The organism is Streptomyces sp. M-16, from assembly GCF_052114405.1.
GTDB lineage: Bacteria > Actinomycetota > Actinomycetes > Streptomycetales > Streptomycetaceae > Streptomyces.
In genome coordinates this window covers 1-21,984 of the sequence record NZ_JBFRER010000018.1, presented here as the reverse complement: position 1 = coordinate 21,984, position 21,984 = coordinate 1, and the positions used below count along the sequence as shown (strand labels likewise).

Sequence of the window (21,984 nt, the reverse complement as noted above, 5' to 3'; positions counted from 1 at the left end):
CGGCCCCGGTCCGGGGCCGCGGAGGCTCCGGACCGGGTGCCACACACCCGGGGCCGACTCGGCGATCAGCCGGTCCCGCGAAGGTTCCAGGTCGTCAGTTCGCCTTCGATCAGGCCGTAGGTGCCCTCGTCGTAGCGGGTCGCGGTGACCTTCAGGACGGCGATCGGGGACTTCTCGTTCACGAGGCAGACGCTGTCGCCCTCGGCCACGACGACCTCGGAGCGTGACTGCGTGGCCAGGAGGTCCTTGCAGCCCTGCGGCGTCGGCGCCGAGGCGTCCGTCCAGAGGGCGGCGGTGCCCTTGACCGTCATCGAGCTGGACCCGCTGCGGGCGGCGGCCGGCCGGTAGCCGAAGGTGGAACCGTCGCCCCTGCGGGGCGGGTTCTGGGTCAGGTCGATGCCCTCCAGGCCGAGGACGATCTTGCCCGACCACCGGACGGAGGCGGGGGCAGCACCCGCACCCGTACCCGTACCCGTGCCACCCGCACCCGTGCCCCCCGCGGCCGGACCCGAACCGGTCTGCGGCGCCGGGAGGGAGACCCCGGTGGGGGGTGCGACGGCCGCCGGAGCCGTCGGGTTGCCGGAGAAGGCGGCGATCGCGCTCGCCACACCGGCGATGGCACTCACCACGGCGGCCCCGGCCGCCCAGAGCTTGGCCCGCGAAGGCCCCGTGGGGGGCTGAAGCGCGGGCACCGAGGCCGGCGGCTGCGACGGATCCGACATGTTTCCCCCTGGGCTCCCTGAACGACCCCCGAGACGATAGCAATTGGGGGTCGCACGGAGAAACGGGATCCGACCGCCCGGGGCTCAGCGGGACGGAGGTGCGGGCGCCACCCCGGCGATCCCGCACCACGGGCCCGTGGACGGGGGCCAGACCGGACCGATGGCCTCGGACTGGGCCGGGGCGGCCGGGCTGAGGCCCGGGACTCCGATCAGGGCGCGGGCCGTGCGGGCGTCGGGGGCGGGGGGTTCGCGGTCGCGGAACTCGACCGTGACGACGTACGAGCCCGTGCCCCGTGCCTCCACCGACGCCACCACGCGACGGCTCGCCGGGTCGACGCGGCAGGCGGTGACCCGGACGTCCGGCGGGGGCGGCGCCACGGCGGGGCCGTCGCCGCCGCTGGCCCATACGTAGAGGCCCAGTGGGGCGAACACCAGCAGGCCCGCCAGTCCCACCAGGCCGACGAGCCAGCCCTGCCACTTCAACGCGCTCACGCCCATGGCACGATCCTCCTCGGCCCCCGCCCGGCCCACCAGCACCCGCGGGCCCACACAGCATTTCGAAGTGGGACCGCCTGGCCACCCTGCGTTCACCGGACCCGCCGCGGAATGTGGGTTTCCGCGAGCACGCTGCACCCGTGAGACGCATCCTGGGAATCGCTCTGGCGGTCCTCCTGATCGGCGGCGTGATCGCCGTCATCGTCATCGGGGGCCAAGGGCCAGACCGCACGCCAACGAAGAGCGTGCGCGGCGTCATCGGGTCGGAGAAGTCCGAGTTCTTCCGCGACCCCGACGTCACCAAGGCCCTCGCGGCCAAGGGCTACACCGTCAAGACCGAAACATCGGGCTCCTGGGCCATGGACCAGCTCGCCCTCAAGGAGTACGACTTCGCCTTCCCCAGCAGCAGTGAGCCGGCGCAGGAGATCGAGGCCGCGGCCGGGGTCAAGGGCGCACAGACCACCAAGCCCTTCTTCTCCCCCCTCGTCGTCATCGCCCGCGCCAACGCGGCCAAGGTGCTCGCCGACAACGGGCTCGTGAGGATGTCGGGGAAGAACTCCGGCACCCTGCTGATGGAGCCCTACCTGAAGGCCGCCGAGGAGGACCGCAACTGGCAGCAGCTGACGGGGGCGAACGCCTTCACCGAGCTGGCCGGACGGGTCTTCATCAGGACCACCGACCCCGCCACCTCCAATTCCGGCGCCCTGTTCATCGCCGCCACCTCCAACGTCGCCAACAGCGGCACCGTCGTCTCCGACGACGCCGGGATCGCCCGTACCGCGCCCCTGCTCCGCAAGCTGATCTCGGTCCAGGGAGCGCTGGAGCCCAGCACCGACGACCCCTTCCGGGCGTTCATCAGCGGCAGCGGCGAGCCGCTGATCCTCGCCTACGAGTCCCAGGTGGCCTCGCTCCTGATCCAGAAGCAGGCCACCGGGGAGGCCGCCAACATGGTCGTGCTGTACCCGGACACCACCGTCAACTCCCCGCACACCTTCGTACCGATCAGCGAGAAGGCCAAGGAGCTCGGCACCCTCCTCGCCACCGATCCGAAGCTGCGCGAGCTGGCCGTACGCCACGGCTTCCGCCCGCAGGAGGGCGTCGCCGAGTTCACCACCGCGACCGCGCCGTACCCGGGCTACCTCAATCCGGGGCTGACCGGGATCCGCCAGGTCGGCGCACCGACCGTCAAGGTCCTGATGGCGCTGGCCGCACGCGCCAAGGGGCAGGGGGACACGCCATGACACTGACACCGCCCGAGGACGCCCCGCTCGTCCTCACGGCACCGGAGCCCGTCGCCCCCGTCCGCCGGGAGCAGGCCTCCGGGCTGGTCCCGCTGGAGGACGGGGTGCGGGAGGAGATGAGCCGCCGGGCCGGGGAGTACGTCGGCCTGCTCGCCGCGATCGACGTCCGCTCCCCCGAGTTCGCCACCCGGATCGGCGAGATCGCCGCGCTGGGGTCGGCCGACATGCGCGACGCCGCCCAGCAGTCGAACCGGATGCTGGACCGGGCCGTGCGCTCGCTCGGCGCCGAGGGCGGCGACGCACAGGGCCGGGTCGCCGGCTCGCTCGTCGAGCTGCGGCGCACCGTCGAGGACCTCGATCCGCGGGACGGGCCCGCCAAGGGGGCGCGCCGGCTGCTCGCCAGGCTGCCCGGCGGGAACCGGCTGCGCGACCACGTGGCCAAGTACGCCTCCTCGCAGGCCACCCTCAACCGGATCGTCGGCGCGCTGCGCGGCGGTCAGGACGAGCTGCGCCGCGACAACGCGGCCCTGCACACCGAGCGGGCCCGGCTGTGGGAGACCATGGGCAGGCTCCAGGAACACGCGGTGCTCACGGAGGCGCTGGACGCCGCCGTCGAACAGCGGATCGCCGAGACGGAGCGGACGGATCCGCACGCCGCGGACTCGATGCGCGCGGACGTGCTGTTCCCGGTGCGGCAGAAACACCAGGACCTGCTGACGCAGCTGGCGGTCTGCGCCCAGGGCTATCTGGCGATGGACGTGGTGCGGCGCAACAACGACGAGCTGATCAAGGGCGTCGACCGGGCCGCGACGACCACGGTGTCGGCGCTGCGGATCGCGGTGATGCTGGCCGCGGCACTGGACCACCAGCGCACGGTGGTCGAGCAGGTCAACGCGCTGAAGGGGACGACGGAGGAGCTGATCCGGGGGAACGCGGAGATGCTGGCCACCCAGAGCGGGGAGATCCAGCGGATCGCGGCGGACCCGGCGGTGGGGGCGGAGACGCTGCGGACGGCGTTCGCGCAGATCTACAAGACCCTCGACGCGATCGACTCCTTCAAGGTGCAGGCCACGGAGAACATGGCGGCGACGGTGGAGTCCCTGACGGGCGAGCTCCGGTCGGCTTCGGCCCACCTGGCCCGGACGCGGACCGCGGGCGCCCTGGAAGGCGGGGAGCGATGAGCCCGCGTACGGCGCGCACGCGCGCGCGGCTGATGGCGGCCGTGGCCCTGGCCGCGACGCTGCTGGGGGCGGCCGGCTGCACCTCCGGCGGCCCGTCGGCGGCTTCCGGCGGTTCGGGGTCCTCGGGGTCGTCGGAGTCGTCGGGGTCCTCGGGCGGCGGGCCGAAGCAGCAGGAGTACAAGGAGGGCAGGCTGCGGGTGCTGGCCTCCAGCGAGCTCACCGACATGGAGCCGGTGCTGAAGGCGGCGAAGGCGGCGACCGGCGTCTCGGTCGACTTCACCTGGTCGGGGACGCTGGACGCGGCGGAGCAGGTGGCCTCCGGCAAGGCGGACGGCAAGTACGACGCGATCTGGCTCTCGTCCAACGACTACCTGCGGCTGCGCCCGGAGGCGGCGTCGAAACTGGCCAACGAGACGCCGGTGATGTCCTCGCCGGTGGCGGTCGGGGTGAAGCCGCAGGCGCTGGCCCGGCTGGGCTGGAAGCCGCAGGAGGTGACCTGGTCGGCGGTCGAGGAGGCCGTCGCCGCCGGGAAGCTGACGTACGGGATGACGGATCCGGTGCACTCCAACTCCGGTTTCTCCGCGCTGGTGTCGGTGGCCTCGGGCCTGTCGGGCGCGCAGTCGGCGCTGACCGACGCCGACGTGCGCACGGCGCAGCCGCGGCTGCGGGAGTTCTTCAAGGGGCAGAAGCTGACCTCGGGTTCCTCGGGCTGGCTGGTGACGGCGTACGCCAAGCGCGGCGACGTGGACGCGCTGGTCAACTACGAGTCGGTGCTGCTGTCGATGAACGACCGGGCGAAGGAACCGCTGACGGTGATCCGGCCGAAGGACGGGGTGGTGACGGCGCACTATCCGCTGACGCTGCTGACCTCGGCCCCGTCCGGCGCGCGCGAGTCGGGCCGGCTGCTGACGGATTACCTGCGGGGCGACGCCGCGCAGAAGGCCATCACGGAGAAGACCTTCCGGCGGCCGGTGGCGGCCGGGGTGACCCCGGCGGCCGGGCTGGACGGGGAGCGGCGGCGCGAGCTGCCGTTCCCGGGCTCGCGGTCGGTGGCGGACGGCCTGCTGGCCTCGTACGAGAACGAGCTGCGCCGGCCGTCGCGCACGGTGTACGTGCTGGACACCTCGGGTTCCATGGCGGAGCAGGACCGGATCGGCCGGCTGAAGTCGGCGCTCACCGACCTTACGGGGAGCGGGAGTTCGGGGACGGGCGAGCGGTTCAGGGACCGCGAGGAGGTGACTCTGCTGCCCTTCGGTGACAAGGTGAAGCAGGTGCTGACGCACGTCGTCGAACCGGGGAACCCGGGGCCGGCCCTGGAGGCGATCCGGGGTGACGTGGGGTCCCTCCGACCGGAGGGGGGCACGGCCGTGTACGGGAGTCTGAAGGCCGCGTACCAGCACCTGGGGCAGGGGAACGCCGACGCGTTCACCTCGATCGTGCTCATGACGGACGGGCAGAGCGGGGACAAGGTGCAGGACTTCGACTCCTTCTACGCGGGGCTGCCGGAAGGGCAGAAGCACACTCCCGTCTTCGCGGTGCTGTTCGGGGACTCGGACCGCAAGGAGCTCACGCACATCACGGAGCTGACCGGCGGCCGTCTCTTCGACGCCACCGACGGGAACGGTTCGCTGGACGGGGCCTTCGAGGAGATCCGTGGCTACCAGTAGGGCGTCCGGCGGCGCGTCGGCCGGGGCCCGGGTGCTCGGGTACCTGGAGTCGGGCAAGAACCTGGCCGGCGGCGTCGGCGGGCTCGTCGGGCTGGGGCTGACGCTGGCCGGGGTGGCGGGTGCGTACTGGCCCGTGGTGGTCGCGGGCCTGTACGCGGCGGGCGCCCTGATCGCCCCGCCGGCGCGGATCGACACCCCGTACTTCCCGGATCCGGCCGAGCAGTTGGGCATCGTACGGGAGGACCTGGGCCGGCTGCGGGAGTACGTGGCGGAGGTGGAGCTGCCGCCGGCCGCCGAGGGCAAGCTGAGCGAGCTGCTGGACCTGTACGCGGCGCTGCTCGATCCGGGCTGGGTGGCGGACGTGCTGGCCACGGAGCCGGAGGCGGTGCACACGCTGTCGCGGGCGATCCGGCTGGACGTGCCGGAGTGCGTGGACACGTACAACCGGACCCGCTGGTGGACCCGGCTGACGCCCGGCGGGGAATCTCCGGAGCGGCACCTGGAGCGGCAGCTGTCGGTGCTGTTCGAGGAGGCGGAACGCGTGACGGCGGGCCTCCACGATGTGGAAGCCCGCCGTCAGCAGACGCACACGACCTATTTGGAAGGTCGCAGGGAGCCCTAGGTCGGGGAATCCCGCGTCGGTCCTCGGCCGGGGACAGCCGGCCTCGGTTCTGGGGGGGTGGGGCCGGGGACTAGCCCAGGCGCTCGACGAGCGCGTGGTACTGGTCCCACAGCTCCTTGGGGGTGTGGTCGCCGTAGGTGTTCAGGTGCTCGGGGACCAGCGCGGCCTCCTCGCGCCAGACCTCCTTGTCGACCGTGAGGAGGAAGTCCAGGTCCTCGGCCGGGAGGTCGAGGCCGTCCAGGTCGAGGGAGTCCTTGGTCGGCAGGATGCCGATGGGGGTCTCCACGCCCTCGGCGGTGCCGTCGAGGCGGCCGACGATCCACTTCAGGACGCGGCTGTTCTCGCCGAAGCCGGGCCACACGAACTTGCCCGCGTCGTTCTTGCGGAACCAGTTCACGTAGTAGATCTTCGGGAGCTTGGCCTGGTCCTTGTCGGCCGCGACCTTGACCCAGTGGGCCATGTAGTCGCCCATGTTGTAGCCGCAGAAGGGCAGCATGGCGAAGGGGTCGCGGCGCAGTTCGCCGACCTTGCCCTCGGCGGCGGCGGTCTTCTCGGAGGCGATGTTCGAGCCGATGAAGACGCCGTGGTTCCAGTCGAAGGACTCGGTGACCAGCGGGACGGCGGAGGCGCGACGGCCGCCGAAGAGGATCGCGGAGATCGGGACGCCCTTGGGGTCCTCCCACTCGGGGGCGATCGTCGGGCACTGCGACGCCGGGACGGCGAAGCGGGCGTTGGGGTGCGCGGCCGGGGTCCCGGACTCCGGGGTCCAGGCGTTGCCCTTCCAGTCGATGAGGTGCGCGGGCGCCTCTTCGGTCATGCCCTCCCACCAGACGTCGGAGCCGTCGGGGGTGAGCGCGACGTTGGTGAAGACGGTGTTGGCGTACATGGTCTTCATGGCGTTGGCGTTGGTGTGCTCGCCGGTGCCGGGGGCGACGCCGAAGAAGCCGGCCTCGGGGTTGATCGCGTAGAGGCGGCCGTCCTCGCCGAAGCGCATCCAGGCGATGTCGTCGCCGATGGTCTCGACCGTCCAGCCGGGGATGGTCGGCTCCAGCATGGCGAGGTTGGTCTTGCCGCAGGCGGACGGGAACGCGGCCGCGATGTACTTGGGGGCCTCAGCCTCGCCCTGCGGCGGGGTGAGCTTGAGGACCAGCATGTGCTCGGCGAGCCAGCCCTCGTCACGCGCCATGACGGAGGCGATGCGCAGCGCGTAGCACTTCTTGCCGAGCAGGGCGTTGCCGCCGTAGCCGGAGCCGAAGGACCAGATCTCGCGGGTCTCGGGGAAGTGCGAGATGTACTTGGTCGTGTTGCACGGCCACGGCACGTCTTCCTGGCCCTCGGCGAGCGGAGCGCCGAGGGTGTGGACGGCCTTGACGAAGAAGCCGTCGGTGCCGAGCTCGTCGAGGACGGCCTTGCCCATGCGGGTCATGGTGCGCATGGCGACCGCGACGTAGGCGGAGTCGGTGATCTCGACGCCGATCGCGGAGAGCTCGGAGCCGAGGGGGCCCATGCAGAAGGGCACGACGTACATCGTGCGGCCCTTCATGGAGCCGCGGAATATGCCCTGCTCGCCCGAGAAGATCTCCTTCATCTCGGAAGGGGCCTTCCAGTGGTTCGTGGGGCCCGCGTCCTCCGCCTTCTCGGAGCAGATGAAGGTCCGGTCCTCGACACGCGCGACGTCGGAGGGGTCGGAGGCGGCGTAGTAGGAGTTCGGGCGCTTGGCCTCGTCCAGCTTCTTGAACGTTCCCTTGGAGACGAGCTCCTCGCACAGGCGCTCGTACTCGGCCTCGGAGCCGTCGCACCAGACGACGCGGTCCGGCTGGGTGAGGGCTGCGATCTCGTCCACCCAGGAGACCAGCTCTGCGTGATCGGTGGGGAGTGTCGAACCGGAAGTGGGAGCCGCGTTGTCGCGCGCCACGATTGCTCCTTGTTGAGGGGTTTGTTTGGTGTATGCCCCGTGGGGGCTGCGACCCGGATGCTTCGCGCTCCGCTCATCCGGTGCCGACCGCACTCATCTGATCATCCGGTGGATGTGCGCATATGTCCAGAGGGCCTCTCACGTGAGCATCGACACGTCCGTCAATCTTCCGTAAAGAGCGCTACCGGGAACCTACGGACCCGTAGGTAGCATGTCGGTCATGACTTCTGACGCCGCCGCCGTAGCGGCCTCACCGGCAGCGCCGGGGGTGGAGACCGAGGCCAAGCCCCTGATGCGGGGCTGGCTGCACACCGGAATGTTCCCCGCCGTGGTGGTCGCGGGCCTGGTGCTGATGGCCTTCACCGACTCCACCCGGGCACGCGTGGCCTGCGGAGTGTACGTGCTCACGGCCTGCCTGCTCTTCGGCGTCAGCGCCGTCTACCACCGCGGTACCTGGGGGCCGCGCGGCGAAGCGATCCTGCGCCGCCTCGACCACGCCAACATCTTCCTGATCATCGCGGGCACCTACACCCCGCTCACCGTCCTGCTCCTGCCGGACTCCACCGGGCGGACCCTGCTGTGGGCGGTGTGGCTCGCGGCGGCGGCCGGGATCGCGTTCCGCGTCTTCTGGGTCGGCGCACCGCGCTGGCTCTACACCCCCTGCTACATCGCGATGGGCTGGGCCGCGGTCTTCTTCCTGCCCGACTTCCTGCGCACCGGCGGCATCACGGTCCTGGTGCTGGTGGTCGTGGGCGGCCTGCTCTACAGCGTGGGCGGCGTGATCTACGGCATCAAGCGGCCCAACCCCTCTCCGCGGTTCTTCGGTTTCCACGAGGTCTTCCACTCCCTGACGCTGGCGGCCTTCGTGGCCCACTACGTCGGCATCTCCCTGGCCGCCTACTCGCACCGGGGCTGACGGCCTGCCGGGGGCGACACCGTCCCCGGCACGGCGGTCGGCGCGGCGGGTCGGCGCGGCGGGTCAGTGCGGCGGGTCGGCGCGGCGGGTCGGCGCGGCGGGTCGGCGCGGCGGGTCAGTGCAGGAGGTCGCGGGCGAGGGCGGTCAGTACGGCCCGGGTCTTCGTCTCGCCCGTCCGCGGCGGGGTGAGGCCGCGGTCGCGCAGGCCGTCCCCGAGCAGGTCCTGGACCCGGGGCGCGTCGGCGACGTCCGCGCGGACCGACACCTCCAGGAACCGCAGTCCGCCGTCGGTGGTCCACTCCTCGATCGACACGGATCCGGGCAGCCCGTCCCAGTCCTGCTTCCACTTGACGGCGTGCACCGGGCCCAGCGCCGTCAGGGCGTCGAGGTCCTCCCCGTCCGCGTCGGCCGCCTCCAGCAGTTCCAGTTGCGGCTTGGTGACCAGATCGCCGAGGGAGCCCCGTTCGGTGTCGAGGGCCTCGTCGAACTCCCGGCCGGCCTCCAGCGAGGCCGCCAGGACGGGGCCGAAATCGGGCCCGGCCCGGTCCTCCTCGATCCGGTACTCCCAGTGCTCCTCCTCGCGCTCCTCCCGCCAGGGCTGCGGCAGCGGGGTGCACGGGCGCAGTTTGACGGTCAGGTCCGCCTTGTGTTTGGACCCCGGTCCGGCCTCGTCCCGGCGCAGGCGCAGGACGAGCCCCCGGTCCAGCAGGGGCAGCCCGATCGCGCCGCCGGCCGACTTCACCGGCCGGTCCCAGAAGTGGACGGCCCGCGAGCGGCCCTCCTCGCGGTCGAGCTCCAGCGCGTCGAACGCGGTCCCGGCCTCCGCTCCGACGAAGCTGATCTTGATTTCTGCGGCCGTGGCCGTCGGGAGCTGCTTCATGGTGCCGTTATCGCACGGCGGACCGGGTCCCGCATTCCGGGCGACGGCGCAGGCCCCGCCCCCCGTACCGGGCCGGTACGGGGGCGGGGCCTGCCGGGCCGGGACCGGCAGGCGGGGCCTGCTAGCAGGCCTGACCGTCGCCGTCGGGGTCCAGGCGCAGCGGATCGCTGCCGTTGATCTTCATCCGCCGGGGGAACAGGTGGGAGGCCAGCCAGTCGCAGCGCGCCCGGGTGGTCTTCTCCACCTCCGCCGGGAAGTTCGCCGGGACGCACAGGCTCGCCGTGCCGTAGTGGCGGTCGCAGCCGGCCACGGTCGGGGCCACCGGGGCGGCGTCGCGCTGCTGGGGGTTGGGCTTCGGGGCGGCCAGTTCGTCCGCGAAGGAGTGCTCGTGGGCGCTCGGTCGCCGCCCCTGCGCGGCCGCGAGCGCCGGGGCTCCGCCGAGGTGGACCCAGGTCGCGACCGAGGGGACGCCGTTCGCGTCGACGCCGAAGAGCATGTACCAGCCGGGCGGCGCCAGGTTGGGGTTGCTGGTGACGTTGAGGTCGATGGTGGTGTTGTTGACGACGGTCATGGGCAGGTCCACGAACCGCTGGTTGGGGTCGGAGGAGTGGGTGACGGCCGCCGGGCGGATCAGTTCCGCCTTGGCGATCGGCCGGTCCACGGTGATCCGCTGCGTGTCGCCGTAGACCCACTCGGTGTCGATCACCGAGGTCAGCCGGGGGCGCGGGCCCTTGAAGAGGTACGGCGGGGTGTAGATCGACACCGCGTGGTTGTACGTGCCGTTGCCCGGGTTGTCCCCGACCGACATGACCCGGCCGTCGGGCAGCAGGAAGGCGCCCGAGTGGTAGGTGCGCGGGATCGGGTCGGTGGCCAGGCCCGGCTGGTAGGTGTTGTTCGCCGGGTCGAAGAAGGAGGCCTCGAAGACCGGGTCGGCCCGGTCGTGCAGCCCGCCGCCGGTCTCCAGCACCTTGCCGTCGGGCAGCAGCACGGCGGACACGTACATCTTGCCCTCGGCGCCGGTCTGCGGGCGCTTGCCGGCGCCCACGTCGACGAGGCCCTGCGGGAGGTCGGGGCCCGCGGTGTATCCGGGGCTCGGCTTCTTGAGGTCGATGATGTCGGTGAGACGGTTCGCGGGCGGGTTGGTCTCGTTGTTGCCGCCGCCGACGGTCAGCACCCGCTGGTCCTGGGCCGGGGGCAGCAGCACGCTCGCCGACTCGTCGCGCGCGTCCTTACCGCGCAGTCCGGGCACGTCGGTGACGGTGTTGGCGTCGTAGTCGTAGATCGAGGAGCCGGATCCGGCGGTGCCGTTGCCGAAGGTGTGGCTGCCGGAGTAGAAGAGCCGGCCGTCCTGCATGAGGATCATCGAGGGGTACAGGCCCCAGTACGACCAGGTCTGGTTGACCTGGTTCATCGGCAGCCACCTGCCCTGCGCCGCCGAGAACTTCTCCGCCGTGACGTTGCCGGTGGAGTCCTCCTTCAGACCGCCGAAGGTGATCACGTCGCCGTTGCCGAGGATCGTGGCGGACGGGTACCAGTGGCCGCCGTTCATGTCGTTGGTCTTCGTGTACGTCTCGGTCGCCGGGTCGAAGACGTACGAGTCCTTCAGCCCCTGGTAGCCGATCTTGCCGTCGGCGGACGGGTAGCCCTTGTTGCCGCTCATCACCAGCACCCGGCCGTCCGCCAGTTGCACGTGGCCGGAGCAGAACATGTCCACCGGCGTCGGGATCGTCCTGACCGAGCCGGCCACCGGGTCGTACACGGCGGAGGTGAAGGTCCCGGCGTTGAACTGGGATATGTCGTTGCCCGATCCCGCGATCAGGAGCACCTTGCCGTTCCTGAGGACCACGGCGTGCATCGAGCGGACCGGGTTCTGGGCGGCCATCACCTCCCACGTGCCCTTGGCGCACTGGTCGGGCGTGCCCGTGCAGGCGGGCTGGGGAGGGACGGCCCCGGCCTCCTCCACCGCGTAGTCGTCGCTGGTGAGGGTGCCGACGCCGTAGACAGAAAGCCCCCAGGTGATCTTGTCGGTGTTCGGCGGGACGGTGGGCGTACGGACCTGCGTGCGCGCCCACGCGGCGCTGACCGGCGGGTTCTGCAGGTCGGTCCAGTACTGCCAGCCGGCGGTGGTGTCGTGGCGGAAGACGGTCACGGAGACGTCGGGGGTGTTCGACTTGTACCAGGCGGACAGGTCGTACTGCCTGCCCGGTGTGACGGTGGGGGCGCAGGTGGCGTTCTCGGTGACCAGGGCCTTGCGGTCGCCGTCGACGCGGCGGGTGAGGGAGACCTTCATGGCCTTGGTGCCGCCGTGCGCGTCGGCGACGGTGGCGAAGGTGAAGTCGTTGTCGCCCCAGCCGGACTTCTCCCAGCAGGAGGGCATGTCGGCGCCGGCCGGTCCGGCGGTCTCGAAACCGGGGTTGGTGAGCAGGTTGGGCGGTCCGGCCGTGGCCTGCTGTGGTGCGGTGAGCAGCAGGCCGGCGGTCATCGCCCCGACGGCGAGGAGGGCGGCCCGGCGCCCTGACCTCCGTCGGATCTTCCTCTGCATGCGGGGTGTCCTTTCGGTGCGGCTCAACTCCTGGGTGAGGCCGCCGCACGTGGCCCGCGCGGCAGGTAGACGAGGGCTTCGGTGGCGGCGAAGCGCAGCACGAAGGTGGTCACGAGCGCGAGGGCCGTCGCGGGCAGGACGCCGAGGCCGAGCCGGGCGACGAACAGCGCGATGAGCGGGATCCGCAGGAGCAGGTCGGCGTTGGCCAGGAGGGCGAAGCGGCCGATCCGGTCCGCCCAGTGGCGGTGGCGGCGGCGGTCACGGAAGAGCAGGGTCTCGATGAGGAGGAAGTTCCACAGCACCCCGGCCTGGTTGGCGAGGACCTCGGCGGCCAGGTACTGCACCCCGGCGTGGGTCAGTAGCCACAGGGCCAGCAGGTTCGGGGCGAAGCCGGAGAGGCCGATCAGGCCGAAGCCGATCATCCGGGCGAGCGGGCTCGCGGAGCGCAGGGCGGCCAGGTGCGCGAGGAAGCGGATCCCTTCGCGGGCACCGGACTTGGACTCCCCGGCGAAGCGGTCCTGGAAGACGAAGGGGATCTCGGCGGTCTTCGCGGGGCGGCAGCGGACGGCCAGTTCCAGCAGGATCTTGTAGCCGAGGGGCTTGAGGGCGTCGGCGCTCACCGCGGAGCGGCGCATCGCGAAGAAGCCGCTCATCGGGTCGCTGATCCCGCGCAGGGCGCGCGGGAAGAGGCCTTTGGCCAGCCAGGTCGCACCGCGCGAAACGGCGACGCGGTAGCTGCCGGCGAGGCCCGCCCGGCTGCCGCCGGCGATGTAGCGGGAGGCGACGACCAGGTCGGCGCCGGTGCGGGTGCCCTCGCCGACCAGTTCGGGGACGAGGTGGGGAGGGTGCTGGAGGTCGGCGTCCATGACGACGATCCACTCGGAGCCGGCCCGCTTGACGCCCTCGACGACGGCCCCGCCGAGGCCGCCCTCGGCGACCTGCCGGTGCAGGACCGCCACCGGGAAGGGGCAGTCCGCGGCGGCCTTCTCGATCACGGCCGGCGTGTCGTCGGTGGAGTCGTCGACGAAGAGCACCTCGCAGGGCGGGCCGGCGGGCAGCGAGCTGCGGAGCCTGCTCAGCACCTCCTCCACGTTCGCCGCCTCGTTGAAGGTCGGGATGATCACGGTGACGCTGCCGGGGGCGGGCGCCCGCCCCGCGACGGCCTCCGGCGCGTCCAGGGCGCGCGGGGGCCACAGGTCCTCGCTCATGGTGGTTCAGCTCCCACTCTCGCGGTCGGTGCGGCGGATCTCGACACGGTCCTCGCCCGTACCGAAGACGGCGACCGCGGTCGAATGCTCCAGTGCAGCCTTCACGTTGGGCAGGTCCGCCGCATCACGACGCACGGTGGGCGAGGAGACGACGTAGTCGATGTCCCGCCAGCCGCGCGGCAGGGTCCTGGTGACGGCCGGGTCGAGGTCCGCCTTGTAGAACCAGATGGCGCCCGTTCCGGGTGCAAAACCGTGGTGAACAGCGTCGAGCCACAGGGCGTCGTCCACGAGGACGCGGGTGTTCGCCGGTTCGGCGACCGCGGCGAGCCACGCGGCGGCCTGCCGGTAGGGGGCGTTCGCGTCGACGGTGAGGGCGGTGCGGTTGCCGTCGTACCAGCGCGGCAGGACGTAGACGGCGGCGGAGGCGGCGAGGACGACGGTCAGCGCCCAGCGCGCGCACACCAGGGCGCGGCGCTCCCCCGGGGTGCTGCGGCGGCGCAGGACGGCGTGGGTGACGCTGGCCGCCGCCGCGGCGAGGACCAGGGCGAGGAAGGGCAGGGCCTGGATGACGTACATGGCGGGCAGGTAGCCGGAGGGCCGCAGTGCGACGAGCGCGAGGAGCACGGCGGCCAGGGCCGGTCCGGCCAGGGCCCGCGCGGTGACCGACCAGCGGGTGGTGGCCAGCAGCAGGACGGCGCCGGCGAGCCCGCCGAGCGGCAGGACGGTGTCGTAGTAGAGCCAGGACCGGAACACGCCGTACGAGCCGGAGCCGGGGTCGAGGATGAATCCGGAGCCGGGGCGGCCCATCTGGTAGGTGATGCCGTCGATGAGGGAGACGTGTCCGGCGCCGGGCAGCAGTTCGCCGTTGAGCAGGGCGTACAGCGGGTACGAGAGCCCGATCAGGGCGCAGGCGGTGACGGCTCCGGTGACGGCGAACTTGCGGGTGTCGCGGTGGCTGTGGCGCCACATCGTCACCAGCAGCGCCGGGAGCACCACCAGCATCGTCTCCTTGGTCAGGACGGCGGTGGCGGCGGCCAGACCCGAGCCGAAGTGGTGCCAGAGGTGGCGGCTGGGGGACGCGGCGAGGCAGAAGGCCAGCAGCATCCACATCACGGCGAGGTTGTCGAGGAAGATCTCCCGCTGGAGCACGACGGAGAGCGGGGAGAGCCCGAAGAGGGCCATCGCGAGTCCGGCCGCCCAGCGCGGCAGCCAGAGCCGGCGGGCCAGCACGTAGATCAGCACCGCGCTGGCGCCGGAGACGGCGAGCATCGAGAGCCGCATCGGCGCGACCGTCATCCAGTCGGGCACGAAGAGGGAGGGCAGGTAGGTCAGCCCGGCCACCTGGATCCAGCCCAGCGGAGGGTGGTCGTACCAGTAGGTGTAGTGGGCGAGGCCCTTGCCCTGCTGGACGGCCCAGGCCTGGGCGAGGTACGTGCCCTCGTCGTCGCTCAGGGTGGGGAAGTGGGTGATGTTCCAGCCCTGGACGAGGAGGATCGCCAGCAGCAGGGTGGCGCAGAGCAGCAGGTCGGGGCGGGAGGAACGGAAGCGGACCAGGGGCCGGGCGGGCGCGGGAGGGCGGACGCCGAGGCCGCCGCCGGGGCGGGTGCCGGGGCCGGTGCCGGTGCCGGGTCCGTCGGGGCGGCGCTGGGCGGGGACTCTGGGCTCGATGGCGGTGGAGGCGGAGGTTGYGGTGGAGGCGGAGGTGGCGGTCGCGGTCGCGGCGCCCGCGCCGGCCCGGGGGCGGACGGGCAGGGTGGCGCAGGCTTCGCCGGCGGAGGCTTCGCCGGGTCCGGGCTGAGGCTGGGGATCAGTGGCCGTGGGCAGGGTGGCGGTCACCGGTGGCTGTCCTCTCGGATCGCGGTGGAAGCGGTGGAGGCCGTCGCCCCGGTCAGGTGGGCGCCGGTGTGGCTGGTCAGTTCCCACTCGTTGCGGCCGCGCTGCTCGCGCCAGACCGCGCGGATCGCGGCGCCCGCCAGCATCACCTGGTAGAAGGGGCCGCCGACGACGAGCTTGACGTAGTGCACGAATCGGACCCGCAGGCCGTACTGGCGGCCGAAGTCGTGGAGGCCGACGATCTCGAAGACGAAGGTCACCAGCGCTGTGATCATGGGCAGGAAGGTGATGATCGCGATGCCGACCGGCACGTCGAGGAAGACCGCGACGGCGAAGTTCACCGGGATGATCACTCCGGAGGCCGCCTGCATGAAGGGGGTCATCAGCGTGTAGCGGGCCAGCCAGCGCTGGCCGCGGCCCGGCAGCTGCCGCCAGTCCTTCTTCCGGTAGACCTGGAGGAAGCCCTGGTTCCAGCGGGTCCGCTGCTTGAGCAGGCTCATCAGCGAGCCCGGCGTCTCCTCGCGGGTGACCATGTCGCAGTCGTAGGCGACGACCACCTTCTTGCCGACGGAGGAGAGCCGCACGCCCAGGTCACAGTCCTCGGCGAGGCAGTTCTGGTCCCAGCCGCCCGCCTCGCGCAGCACCTCGGTGCGCACGAAGACGGTGTTGCCCCCGAGCGGGATGAAGCCCTTCTCGGCGTGCAGGTGGAGCCGGGAGCGGAACCAGAAGAAGTACTCCAGGCAGTTGCGCAGGCTGTACCAGCTGGAGTGGAAGTTGATCAGCTGTACCCCGCCCTGCACCACGTCCGCCCCGGTGGCCCGGAAGGCGTGGTCGACGTGGGCGAGGAGCTCCGGGTGGACCTGGTCCTCGGCGTCGAAGACGCCCACGATGTCGCCCCGGCAGTGCGGGAGCGCGGTGTTGAGGGCCTTCGGCTTGTTCTTCGCCTCGTGGTGGTCGGTGACGACGCGGACGCGTTCGGGCGCGCGGGCGGCGGCGCGTTCGGCGACGGCCGCCGTCTCGGGGTCGTCGTGGCCGACGATCACGATGATCTCGTAGTCGGTGTGGCTCGATTCGAGGAGCCGGTCGATCGTGTGCTCCAGGACGGCCTGCTCGTGGCGGGCGGGCAGGAGCAGCGAGAAGGCCAGCCGGCCGCCGCCGTCGGGGCGGTCGAACCGGGTCGACGCGAGCGTCTCCGGCGTGCGCCACGCGTGCATCTGCCACCACAGGGTGAAGGCGGCCATCCAGAAGAGCGCCAGAGAAATGGCAGCAATGAACACAGAAGTGTACAAACCGTCCCCCACAGACATGCCGCAACCCCAGGCGGCGATGGAAAACCCCCCGGAGGCGGACCACGGGCCCCCCGGCCCGCCGCCTCCGCTTCCCCCTCGTGCGCACCCCCCAGTGCGCGGCTCGGCGAATCCCGAAGCCATGAGATTAGGCAGGGAACGTGAAGCGGAGGCGCCGCCCAGATAAAAACCACGTTTCGGAGTTGATGTACGACAAGCGGAATTGACGGCACTCCGGGTGCTTCAGGGACGAACCGCACCCAACTGATCCGCCAATTCGACCAGTTCGGTCGTAGGCCGCGCGCAGACGAAGTGTCGGCACACGTACGCCGCCGGAAGGTCGCGAACAAGTGTGCGCTCGGCCAGAAGGGGGAACTCCCCGCCGCTCCCGTCCGCCGCACGCGGCAGACCCACCGCCACCACCGCCCCGGGAGCCGTCCCCAGCAGCGCGGTCCGGTGCAGCGCGGCCCGCGCCGGATCGTCCGGATGCCCCACGATGGCCACCTCGCGCGGCCCGTCCACGAGCGCCTCCGCCACCGCCAGGCCGTGCCCGATGAAGCGCGGGGCGCGCGGCCCGAGGGCGTGCACCACGCCCAGCGCCCGCTCGGCCGCCGTGCGGTGGGGCTGCGAACCGGTGTGCGCGGCGTACGAGAGCAGCGCCCCGGCGGCGGCCGTCCAGCCCGAGGGAGCGGCCGTGTCGGTGGGGTCCTGCGGTCGCCTGATCAGCCGCTCGGCGTCGTGCGCGGTGTCGTAGAGCGAGCCGTCCTCGGCGGCGAAGCGGGCCATCACCAGGTCCACGAGGAATCCGGCGAACTCCAGCCACACCCCCTCACCGGTGACGGAGGCCAGCGCCAGGAAGCCCTCGGCGACGTCGCCGTAGTCCTCCAGCACCCCGGCGTTGGGACCGACCCTGCCGTCGCGGCTGGTGCGGGCCAGGCGGGCGGAACCGTCCATGTGGACCCGCACGAGCAGGTCGGCGGCCTCGGTGGCCCTCTCGACCAGGTCCGGGCGCTCGAAGTACGCCCCGCACTCGGCGAGCGCCGCGATGGCCAGCCCGTTCCAGGCGGCGACGACCTTGTCGTCCCGGCCGGGCGCGGGGCGCCGCGCGCGGGAGGCGAGCAGCCGCTCCTTGATCCCGGCGAGGCGCTCCGCGTCGAGGGCGGGGCCGTCCTGGGGCAGCTGCAGCACCGAGGCGCCGTGCTCGAAGGTGCCCTCCCGCGTCACCCCGAAGTACGCCTGCGCCAGGGCCCCGTCGTCCTCGCCGAGCACCTCGGCGAACTGCGCCGGCGTCCACGCGTAGTAGGCCCCCTCGACGTGCTTCCCGCTGACCGGGTCCTCGCTGTCGGCGTCGAGGGCGGAGGCGAAACCGCCCTGCTCGGTGCGCAGTTCACGGACCATGAAGTCGGCGGTCTCCAGCGCGACCCGCCGCGCGAGGTCCGATCCGGTGGCCCGCCAGAGGTGGGCGTACACGCGGCAGAGCAGCGCGTTGTCGTAGAGCATCTTCTCGAAGTGGGGCACCACCCACTCCCGGTCCACGGAGTACCGGGCGAACCCGCCGCCCAGCTGGTCGTAGATCCCGCCCCGGGCCATCGCCTCGCAGGTGTCGACGGCCATCTGGAGGGCGCCCTCGGAGCCGGTGCGGGCGTGGTGGCGCAGGAGGAACTCCAGCACCATGGACGGCGGGAACTTCGGCGCGCCGCCGAAGCCCCCGCGCACGGCGTCGTACTCCCGCGTCAGCCCGAGCAGCGCCCCGGCCAGCTCCTCGGGACCGGGCACGCCGGCCTTGCCGTAGTCCAGCTGCCGCCCGGCCAGGTCCCGTACGATCCGCTGCGCGACCTCGGCGACCTCCTCGGGCCTCCCGGCCCAGGCGGTCCGCACGCCTTCGAGCACCTGCGTGAAGGAGGGCATCCCGTGGCGGGGCTCGGGCGGGAAGTAGGTGCCGAAGTAGAAGGGCTCGGCGTCCGGCGTCAGGAACACGGTCATGGGCCAGCCGCCCTGCCCGGTCGCGGCCTGCACGGCCTCCATGTAGACGGCGTCGATGTCGGGCCGCTCCTCGCGGTCCACCTTGACGTTGACGAAGTGCTCGTTCATGAAGGCGGCGGTCGGTCCGTCCTCGAAGGACTCGTGCGCCATGACATGGCACCAATGACACGCGGAGTATCCGACCGACAGCAGCACCGGCACATTGCGCCGCCGCGCCTCCTCGAAGGCCTCCGGCGACCAAGGCCACCAGTCGACGGGATTGTCAGCGTGCTGAAGCAGATAAGGCGAGGTCACACCAGCCAACCGGTTCATACGACCCAGCCTCTCACAGCGCCTGACGCGACCGACGAAACCCTCACGGGCCTGCCCCGCCTGGCTGAATGTCACTGATGAGTCACCACGTGGTGGGCGGCTGCCCCCCCCCTGCGGGTCGGCGTCGAACTTCTCCCGGCGCTTCTCCAAGTCGGGCGGCCCGACACCTCGGAACAGTAGGCTGGGCGCACCAGCGCCGGACCTGCCGAGGCCCCTCGAAGGAGGTACACCATGACCGCCGAGATGGTGGCGCCCGCGTGGATGCATGCGCAGATCAGCGCGGAACAGTACGACTCCTGGTCCGAGGAGCAGTGCGCCGGCATCGAGATCGTGGACGGGATGGTCGTCGTGAGTCCGAGCGCCTCCAAACGGCACAACCGGCTGGCGCGGCTCCTGGCCAATGCGCTGGACGCCGCCGCAGGGCCGGACTGGAACGCCGACACGGACTTCGACGTCCGCCTGCAGGACGTCCCGCTCACCAACCGCCGTCCGGACGTCATCGTCTACCGGGCGGAGACCATCGACCTCACGCCTACCCGCCCCGAGCACGTACTCCTGGTCGTCGAGGTCGTGTCGCCCGGTTCGGAGACCACTGACCGGATCGTCAAGGTGGACCAGTACGCCAAGGCCGGCATTCCCTTCTACTGGCGGGTCGAGCAGGCCGCCACCGGCCTCCCGATCGTCTACACCTACGTCCTCGACCCCGCCACCAGGGCTTACAGGGACGGCGAGATGTTCACCGGCACGGTGAAGGCCATCGCGCCCTTCTCCATCACGGTCGATCTTGGTGTCCTGTAAGGAACGGAGAAGCCGCTCCGCTTTCGGCGTTCACCGATAGCGCCCGCATCCTGGTTCTTCGCGGAGTGATCGGGAATTCTCCGCCTCGGGACCAGATGCCCTACCTGCGGATACCATGCCGCCTCGTACGCGACCCTTCAGCCGTGCCGGATCGTGTACTTGCGCGGCTCGGCCTGGGCTCCGCGGTCGGGGCGGCCCGCCCGGCCGCACCGCCCGGATCCGACATCAGCGCAGCAGCGGCGCCAGGTCGTGGGTCCAGGTGTCGCGGGTGGTGGGCCAGTCCGGGGTGCAGGTGTGGGCTCGGGGGGCCAGGTCGGGGTGGCGGGTCGGGGAGGCTTCGGACAAGAGGCACAGGTGGGTCGCGGCGCGTTCGGCGGGCGGGGCGTGTTCGGGGTCGTCCTCCGGGCCGGCGGCGGCCGTCAGGAGGTACTCCTCGGCGGCGGTCCGCAGTGCCCGCTCGCCGTCCGGCCCCTCGCGGATCAGCATGAGCGCGGCGAACCGGTCGGCGGCGTCCTCCTCGGCGCGGGCCGAGGGAAACGGCAGGTCCAGGGCGTCGACGAGGGCGTGCCCGGCTTCGTGGTGGACGGTCTCGGTCACGACGTCGGCGACGGCCGCCTCGTCCGTGAGGAGCTCCCGCTCCTGCGCCACGTCGTCGTAGCAGAGCTCGATGCGGCGGGTGTCCGGGTCGTACCCCGTGCCCTCGCCGGCGCAGGAGCGGGCGAGGACGGTGACCGGCTTCGGGAGGTCGAGGTAGGCGTTGAGGGCGGTGACGGCCCGTTCGGCCGGTTTCCGGGTGCGCAGGAGTGCCGCGTCCGCCGCGTCGGCCGGGGCGGGTTCCTCGTAGCGGATCGTGAACCCGCGGGCGGGCGGGGCGTGTTGACAGGCCGGGACGGCGAGGAGGGCGGCGCACAGGGCCGCGGTCGGCAGGGTGGGCGTCCGGCGTCGGGACATGCGTCGAGCCTAAGCGGGCCAACGGCGGGGCCGGGGCGTACATATATGCGCCAGGACGACCGAAGAGGCGTCAACTCCCTCTGATCTAGCTCAGATTCACTCGCGCTCACGGTGGTCCCGCAGCACACTTGGCGCACGTTGCACGGAACGCTCCGAGGAGGACGCCGATGCGGGACAGCCATCGTGTCGAGGCCGAACGGCTGCTGGTGCGGGCCGTCGAGGAGGAGGTCCGGCGGGCGGACGCTCCGGTCGGCCGGGAGGCCCTGCTGGCGCGCGGACGGGAGGCCCTGGAGGGGCTCGCCGCGGCGGCGGCCGAGGAGTACGGGGCGTACGTGGCGGCCCTGGACGAGGCCGCGGCCGGGGAGGAGTCGCTCGGCGAGGCGTTCCGGCGCGGGAACACCTCGACGGCCCTGCTGGTAACGGCGGTCGCGGCCGCCGCCGCGGCCGGGGCGGACCTGGCCTTCGGCGTCTCCGCCGGTACGGCGCTCAGCGCGGGCGTCGTCGTCGGCGTCGCGGGGGCGGCGACGACGGTGGCGAAGGTGACCGCCGTGCACCTGCCCGCCGCGAACCGCCGCGCCGGGGTCGCGGGACGCCCCGGCGGGCCGGAGCAGCTGAGGCTCCAGTGGCTGACGGCGCTGGAGGTGCGGGGGATACGGCCCTTCCTGGAGCAGCAGCGTGCGGTGCGCACCCCGCCGCGCGGCATCCGCAACGGTACGGCGGGCGGGGCCCCGGGCGCCGGGGGCGGCGGTGTCGGAGCCGGGGCCGGGGCCGGGGCGGCGCAGCCGCTGCGCGGGGCGGACCGCAGTGCGGAGGCCCGCAGGCGCAGCATGCTGGAGCAGTCGTTCGCGCAGCTGCCGGATGCCGGGGACCTGTTCACGGGCCGGCGGGCGGAGCTGACCCGGATCGCCCAGTGGGTGCAGGCCGCCCGGGCCAGCACCGAGACGCGTCCCGTGGTGGTGGTGCTGCACGGCGAGCCGGGGGTGGGCCGTACCGCGCTGGCGCTGCGGGCGGCGCACGCGCTGCGGGACCAGTTCCGCGGGGCCTGCCTGGTCGACCTGCGCGGTGGTTCCGCTCCCGGTGAGCCCCCGCTGTCGACGCGGGAGGCGCTGCTGCACCTGCTGAACCGGCTGGGTGCCCCGCGCGAGCAGCTCCTCTTCCGGGAGGGGGCCACGGCGGAGCAGCAGGTGCGCCGGCTCGGCGAGCTGTACCACCAGCACCTCCAGGGGTTCCCGGTGACGGTGGTGCTGGACGACGCGGTGGACGTGGCGCAGGTGCGGGCCGTGGTGCCGGAGCGGACCGAGAGCCTGGTGCTGGTGACGGCGCGGGAGCCGCTGGAGCTGCCGGACGACTTTCAGGCGTGGGTGCACCAGCTGCCGGTGGTGCGGCTGGCCGGTGCGGAGGCGGCCGCGGTGCTGGCCGCCGGGGCGCGGGC

General features: G+C 72.3%; 17 protein-coding genes. 7 read left to right on the top strand and 10 right to left on the bottom strand.

Translation table 11 applies throughout. The features are described 5' to 3' along the window. Positions 1 to 65: 65 nt before the first annotated feature. Together AB4039_RS11050 and AB4039_RS11045 are read right to left on the bottom strand one after the other, a co-directional pair. On the bottom strand, positions 66 to 722 hold the full coding sequence (locus tag AB4039_RS11050) for a hypothetical protein (protein ID WP_266841419.1): 657 nt from the start codon (positions 720 to 722) through the stop codon (positions 66 to 68). Between the two features lie 84 nt (positions 723 to 806). Then, complete coding sequence (locus tag AB4039_RS11045; RefSeq protein WP_266841418.1) at positions 807 to 1,214, bottom strand: hypothetical protein; 408 nt, start codon at positions 1,212 to 1,214, stop codon at positions 807 to 809. A gap of 143 nt (positions 1,215 to 1,357) precedes the next feature. On the opposite strand from AB4039_RS11045, the gene AB4039_RS11040 reads away from it, so the two are divergent. Genes AB4039_RS11040 through AB4039_RS11025 form a run of 4 tightly spaced genes read left to right on the top strand, consistent with a single transcriptional unit; the run spans position 1,358 to position 5,928 of the window. Then, positions 1,358 to 2,458 (top strand): hypothetical protein, encoded by a 1,101-nt coding sequence (locus AB4039_RS11040; protein WP_442270595.1) that lies wholly within the window; start codon positions 1,358 to 1,360, stop codon positions 2,456 to 2,458. Continuing rightward, positions 2,455 to 3,639, top strand: coding sequence for a toxic anion resistance protein (locus AB4039_RS11035; RefSeq protein WP_266841416.1), 1,185 nt, complete (start codon positions 2,455 to 2,457; stop codon positions 3,637 to 3,639). The genes AB4039_RS11040 and AB4039_RS11035 overlap by 4 nt, the downstream gene beginning before the upstream one ends. Then, positions 3,636 to 5,306, top strand: coding sequence for a substrate-binding and vWA domain-containing protein (locus AB4039_RS11030; protein ID WP_442270594.1), 1,671 nt, complete (start codon positions 3,636 to 3,638; stop codon positions 5,304 to 5,306). The genes AB4039_RS11035 and AB4039_RS11030 overlap by 4 nt, the downstream gene beginning before the upstream one ends. Continuing rightward, the gene (locus AB4039_RS11025) at positions 5,293 to 5,928 is read left to right on the top strand and encodes a hypothetical protein (protein ID WP_266841414.1); all 636 of its coding nucleotides are present in this window, start codon (positions 5,293 to 5,295) and stop codon (positions 5,926 to 5,928) included. Before AB4039_RS11030 ends, AB4039_RS11025 begins: the two co-directional genes overlap by 14 nt. Positions 5,929 to 5,998: 70 nt before the next feature. On the opposite strand, the gene AB4039_RS11020 is transcribed toward AB4039_RS11025, so the two are convergent. Continuing rightward, positions 5,999 to 7,843, bottom strand: coding sequence for a phosphoenolpyruvate carboxykinase (GTP) (locus AB4039_RS11020; RefSeq protein WP_266841413.1), 1,845 nt, complete (start codon positions 7,841 to 7,843; stop codon positions 5,999 to 6,001). Positions 7,844 to 8,063: 220 nt separating this feature from the next. Here AB4039_RS11020 and trhA point away from each other — a divergent pair, with 220 nt between their 5' ends. Then, the gene (gene trhA, locus AB4039_RS11015) at positions 8,064 to 8,759 is read left to right on the top strand and encodes a PAQR family membrane homeostasis protein TrhA (RefSeq protein WP_266841412.1); all 696 of its coding nucleotides are present in this window, start codon (positions 8,064 to 8,066) and stop codon (positions 8,757 to 8,759) included. 115 nt (positions 8,760 to 8,874) lie between these two features. On the opposite strand, the gene AB4039_RS11010 is transcribed toward trhA, so the two are convergent. From AB4039_RS11010 to AB4039_RS10985, 6 genes are all read right to left on the bottom strand, one after another. Continuing rightward, complete coding sequence (locus AB4039_RS11010) at positions 8,875 to 9,639, bottom strand: hypothetical protein (protein ID WP_266841411.1); 765 nt, start codon at positions 9,637 to 9,639, stop codon at positions 8,875 to 8,877. Between the two features lie 121 nt (positions 9,640 to 9,760). Next, positions 9,761 to 12,181 (bottom strand): galactose oxidase-like domain-containing protein, encoded by a 2,421-nt coding sequence (locus AB4039_RS11005; RefSeq protein ID WP_442270593.1) that lies wholly within the window; start codon positions 12,179 to 12,181, stop codon positions 9,761 to 9,763. Positions 12,182 to 12,204: 23 nt separating this feature from the next. After that, a complete protein-coding gene (locus AB4039_RS11000; protein ID WP_442270592.1) occupies positions 12,205 to 13,389 on the bottom strand; it encodes a glycosyltransferase in 1,185 nt (394 codons plus the stop codon). 6 nt (positions 13,390 to 13,395) lie between these two features. Continuing rightward, positions 13,396 to 15,057, bottom strand: a complete 1,662-nt coding sequence (locus AB4039_RS10995) for an ArnT family glycosyltransferase (protein ID WP_442270628.1) — start codon at positions 15,055 to 15,057, stop codon at positions 13,396 to 13,398. A 164-nt stretch (positions 15,058 to 15,221) separates the two neighbouring features. After that, positions 15,222 to 16,511: a glycosyltransferase gene (locus tag AB4039_RS10990; protein WP_266841408.1), complete on the bottom strand. Its 1,290-nt coding sequence runs from the start codon at positions 16,509 to 16,511 to the stop codon at positions 15,222 to 15,224. A gap of 240 nt (positions 16,512 to 16,751) precedes the next feature. Beyond that, complete coding sequence (locus AB4039_RS10985) at positions 16,752 to 18,803, bottom strand: thioredoxin domain-containing protein (protein WP_266841407.1); 2,052 nt, start codon at positions 18,801 to 18,803, stop codon at positions 16,752 to 16,754. 231 nt (positions 18,804 to 19,034) lie between these two features. Between AB4039_RS10985 and AB4039_RS10980 the strand changes: the two genes are divergently transcribed. Next, positions 19,035 to 19,601: a Uma2 family endonuclease gene (locus tag AB4039_RS10980; protein ID WP_442270591.1), complete on the top strand. Its 567-nt coding sequence runs from the start codon at positions 19,035 to 19,037 to the stop codon at positions 19,599 to 19,601. A gap of 225 nt (positions 19,602 to 19,826) precedes the next feature. Here AB4039_RS10980 and AB4039_RS10975 read toward each other — a convergent pair whose 3' ends face one another. Next, positions 19,827 to 20,552 carry a DUF4344 domain-containing metallopeptidase gene (locus tag AB4039_RS10975; RefSeq protein WP_442270590.1) on the bottom strand — a complete coding sequence of 242 codons (726 nt, stop codon included), beginning with the start codon at positions 20,550 to 20,552 and terminating at the stop codon, positions 19,827 to 19,829. 167 nt (positions 20,553 to 20,719) lie between these two features. On the opposite strand from AB4039_RS10975, the gene AB4039_RS10970 reads away from it, so the two are divergent. Further along, a partial coding sequence (locus AB4039_RS10970) for an AAA family ATPase (protein ID WP_442270589.1) occupies positions 20,720 to 21,984 on the top strand: 1,265 nt, incomplete at its 3' end.